This is a genomic window from Bartonella sp. MR30HLJHH, assembly GCF_042194195.1.
Classification (GTDB): Bacteria; Pseudomonadota; Alphaproteobacteria; order Rhizobiales; family Rhizobiaceae; genus Bartonella; species Bartonella grahamii.
In genome coordinates this window covers 1-3,547 of the sequence record NZ_JBHIMO010000051.1, presented here as the reverse complement: position 1 = coordinate 3,547, position 3,547 = coordinate 1, and the positions used below count along the sequence as shown (strand labels likewise).

Sequence of the window (3,547 nt, the reverse complement as noted above, 5' to 3'; positions counted from 1 at the left end):
TCTCCAACAACACACATTGGCTTAGTGATGACAGCTTTCATCATTGCTCCTTTTGAGTCATAATTAATGACATCATTAGTCAAATATTGATTTTATTCTGTGAAAATTGATTAGCCAGAATTATCAAGAAAACAGGGCTTTCTAGGCACGTTTCAAGTTCACATTTTACTGAATTTTTAGGGAATATTTTTGAATTTTAGACGCAATACGACTAGTGCAGTGGCGTCATTAAATATGATTTTTTACACTATGTCAACAAAAAAATCATGATCTTGTATTTTTTTTATTTTTTTACCTAAATATAGTGTTTTAAAAGATATTCTTTATTTTCCTTTAACACAACATTTATGTTGTATTGAAACATTTTAGATGTTATATTATTATAATGAATAGTCAAGAATTGAAAAGATATCTTATAAAGCATGGTTGCAGTTTTACTTCAGGGAAGGGAGGGCATTTGCTTGTAAAGCGTGGTTCTAAAAAGTCCGTTTTACCTATGCATGGTACGCGAAAAGAATTAGGAACAGGATTAGTCCAGAAGATTCTTAAAGATCTTGACCTAAAATAAGCCTGAATATGGAGGTGTAAATGAAATATGCAATCAAATTTATCAAAGATGACAATGATACTCTTCTGGTCGTCTCTAAAGACTTTCAGGAATTTATTACCTATGGTAACGATGAAAAAGAGGCTTTGGAACAGGCTAAAAATGCACTTTTAACAGTCATTATGGGGCGTTTTCAAGATCGTGAACCTATTCCCTTTGGACATCGTGATATTGCCTATCCTTTTGTTGAAGTATCTTCATTGGTGACTTTAAAAATTGCAATACATAACGCTATGATTGAAAAAAACTTACGCAAAGCTGATCTCGTACGTCTTTTAAAACTTCATCCAATACAAATTGACCGATTGTTGGATTTAAACCACGCAACAAAATTAGATGCCTTAGAATCCACACTCATTGCTCTTGGAAAAGAGATTGCCATTAATATCCGAGATGCTGCTTGAAAACTACCGGTTTTGCATAAAGTGTTTATAAAGCGCATTTAGAACAATACGTAATGAAGGCACAAGATGCGGTAGTGATTGATCTTCTATGACAAGATACTGTAATGCGGCATGAAGGTTATATTGACGGTGTAAACATTGAGCTTCTTGAACAACATCTTTTACAACTAAAAGATGTTCTGTTGCCTTCTGCACCCATTTCTCTCTTGCTCCGTTATCAGAAGTTGTAGGCATTTCATCATAAATTGCATTAGGCAATCCTTTTGCACATAGGTAATTGTTTTTCACTTCAAGATATTTTTGCGCAGCATCATATTGGTCTTGATTGATTTCGCCTTGCAAATAAAGCCGCCCGATATAGGTGCCGGAAAGCGGATTTTTAGCCTCTTCTATGGTCAAACAGAAGCGTTTGGCACGCATTTCAATTGCCAATTTATCCATGGGTTCATGCGGTGTTTTTGCTCGTGAGATGCGTCCGTTTGGTTCTCTTATGCATCCTTTAATCCGAGGGCGTCCGCGTTTTGTACGTTTTTTTCTCTTTGTCATATGTTATCAATCAGAATGGGACGCTATCGTTAAGAGCTGTTCTATAATCTTGAGCACCTGAAGCGATAGCATAATTTTGAGAAGTAATGGGTGAAGGGGTAGGGGATGCTGATTGCTCTTTCTTCGCATCAAGCAAATACAACTCGCCTTTGAATTGTGGTAAGACAATCTCTGTTGTGTAACGGTCATGCCCATTTTTATCTTGCCATTTGCGTGTCTGTAATTTTCCTTCTATGTAAACCTTTGAACCTTTGTTTAGATATTGAAGTGCAATTTTTGCCAAATGTGGATTAAAAATCACCACGGAATGCCATTCTGTTTTCTCTACTTTTTGATTGGTTTTTTTATCTGTATAGCTCTCAGAAGTCGCTATACTAAAATTGACTATTTCTGCTCCAGAATTCATTGTTTTGCTTTCGGGATTAGCACCAAGGCGTCCGATTAACGTCACTTTATTTAGCATATTTGTAGCCCCATTAGATTTGCAATTTATACATAAAAATCTTAGCATAAATTGCATATTTATTCAATTATTTCAAAAGGATATTATTGTTTTTTAACATATAAAATTATGTTTACGGTGTATAAAATAAGGAGATCAAGGTATTCTATTCTGCAAGCACCGTTTTTTTTCTACTTTCTCCATGAGTTCCTTGCACTTTGTCAGATCTTGTTGTGAAAGAGACTTAAACATTCTAACAAACGTGTTAGAAATTTCATGGTTAAGTGGGTCAGAAGAGTTCATTGTAAAATTCTTACGACAAATATTTGCTTCTCTTCTCAAGATAGAAGCCGTTTCTTCATTTAAAGCATATTTCTCAATGATCTTTTCTTCCATGTCAGCAGGTATAGGCTTTTTGCCAATTTCTACAGAAGATAAAAATGCTATAGATACGCCTAATTTATCAGCCATATCTAATAGACGTTCTGTCCGATCAATACGAATTTTACGTAAGGTTTTGCCCAATGGTGTAAGCATGTGATTAAAGCTCCTATTAATGAAATCTGCAATTAAGCTGCTTTGAGAAGCGAGCCTATATTTTTTTCTAAAAATTGAGGTACTTTGATTTTAGGTGAAAAAATCATCAATTCGGTAGCTTGCCTTTTCTCTTGTAGAGAATATTGTAAGCTAAATTCTATTGAGAGATATTGCCTATACAAAAATTTAATTTCTTCAACGTTGTCATAAGTAATTAGCCAAGGCGCTGTCACATGTTGGGAGATGACATTCTCTAAATTGTTATGATCATTAGCTTTGTAAAACGAAGTGTAAAGCCCTTTTCCTTTTTTAAAATAAGGAGGGTCCATATAAAAAAAGGTGTTTTCATCAGTTCCATAACGCAGCAAAAATTCCTGTGCATTTAAACGAGTTAAATGTATTTTATCTTTTTGTTCACTTATGCGAAGAATGCGTTCAATTATATTCTCTTTGTTAAATCGGCAATCTATTTTATAGGTACCGCTTTGTCCTTTTCCTCCAATTGGTCCAGCATTTTTAATAATTCCAGATCTATTTGTGCGATTCAAAAAGAGTGCTGCGAATCCTGCGCTAAGCACATCTGCACTTGCAGGAGAAATTTCTTTTTGTATGTACCATTCTTCTAAGTTAATGGTCGTTGTATTGATTTTTTCTATTAATTCTTCTGTCTTGTGCAAAACGCAATACCAAAAGCTCCAAATGAACAGATCAATATCGTTAATGTGAATATCTTTAACATCACCATTAAAAAGAAGCTTTAGAGCAAGTCCGCACCCGCCAGCAAATGGCTCTCTATAGGAACAGCCATTTAATGCATTTTTCTCAAATATTTCTTTGATTTTTCCATACAGTGCAGCCTTACCGCCTGGATATCTCAATGGTGAGCAGACATGAGTCATTGTTACGCGCCTTTTTCAATGATTTTTTGATGTTTTTGTTGATTTCATCTATGAACGTTGAGAAGAGACAACGCCGTTTAATCTGAACAGTTTTATAAAATCGGAAATTTTA

At 34.7% G+C, this 3,547-nt stretch carries 6 protein-coding genes; 2 read left to right on the top strand and 4 right to left on the bottom strand.

All coding sequences use genetic code 11. The features are described from left to right. Positions 1–385 precede the first annotated feature (385 nt). Both ACFIKR_RS09025 and ACFIKR_RS09020 read left to right on the top strand, forming a co-directional pair. Positions 386–568: a type II toxin-antitoxin system HicA family toxin gene (locus ACFIKR_RS09025; RefSeq protein WP_006589116.1), complete on the top strand. Its 183-nt coding sequence runs from the start codon at positions 386–388 to the stop codon at positions 566–568. A gap of 20 nt (positions 569–588) precedes the next feature. Further along, the gene (locus ACFIKR_RS09020; RefSeq protein WP_375659609.1) at positions 589–1,011 is read left to right on the top strand and encodes a type II toxin-antitoxin system HicB family antitoxin; all 423 of its coding nucleotides are present in this window, start codon (positions 589–591) and stop codon (positions 1,009–1,011) included. 3 nt (positions 1,012–1,014) lie between these two features. Here the strand turns inward: ACFIKR_RS09020 and ACFIKR_RS09015 are convergent, their stop codons facing one another. The 4 genes from ACFIKR_RS09015 to ACFIKR_RS09000 all read right to left on the bottom strand — a co-directional run bounded on the left by ACFIKR_RS09015 (position 1,015) and on the right by ACFIKR_RS09000 (position 3,435). Continuing rightward, positions 1,015–1,557: a hypothetical protein gene (locus ACFIKR_RS09015; protein ID WP_375659608.1), complete on the bottom strand. Its 543-nt coding sequence runs from the start codon at positions 1,555–1,557 to the stop codon at positions 1,015–1,017. Positions 1,558–1,567: 10 nt separating this feature from the next. Then, positions 1,568–2,020 carry a single-stranded DNA-binding protein gene (gene ssb, locus ACFIKR_RS09010; RefSeq protein ID WP_375645120.1) on the bottom strand — a complete coding sequence of 151 codons (453 nt, stop codon included), beginning with the start codon at positions 2,018–2,020 and terminating at the stop codon, positions 1,568–1,570. A 135-nt stretch (positions 2,021–2,155) separates the two neighbouring features. Next, positions 2,156–2,536 carry an XRE family transcriptional regulator gene (locus ACFIKR_RS09005; RefSeq protein WP_375659607.1) on the bottom strand — a complete coding sequence of 127 codons (381 nt, stop codon included), beginning with the start codon at positions 2,534–2,536 and terminating at the stop codon, positions 2,156–2,158. Between the two features lie 32 nt (positions 2,537–2,568). Further along, positions 2,569–3,435: a DNA adenine methylase gene (locus tag ACFIKR_RS09000; protein ID WP_375659606.1), complete on the bottom strand. Its 867-nt coding sequence runs from the start codon at positions 3,433–3,435 to the stop codon at positions 2,569–2,571. Positions 3,436–3,547 lie beyond the last annotated feature (112 nt).

Coding starts and splice junctions, on each gene's coding strand:
- ACFIKR_RS09025 (WP_006589116.1), top strand. CDS start 386: ATGAATAGTCAAGAATTGAAAAGATATCTTATAAAGCATGGTTGCAGT.
- ACFIKR_RS09020 (WP_375659609.1), top strand. CDS start 589: ATGAAATATGCAATCAAATTTATCAAAGATGACAATGATACTCTTCTG.
- ACFIKR_RS09015 (WP_375659608.1), bottom strand. CDS start 1,557: ATGACAAAGAGAAAAAAACGTACAAAACGCGGACGCCCTCGGATTAAA.
- ssb (WP_375645120.1), bottom strand. CDS start 2,020: ATGCTAAATAAAGTGACGTTAATCGGACGCCTTGGTGCTAATCCCGAA.
- ACFIKR_RS09005 (WP_375659607.1), bottom strand. CDS start 2,536: ATGCTTACACCATTGGGCAAAACCTTACGTAAAATTCGTATTGATCGG.
- ACFIKR_RS09000 (WP_375659606.1), bottom strand. CDS start 3,435: ATGACTCATGTCTGCTCACCATTGAGATATCCAGGCGGTAAGGCTGCA.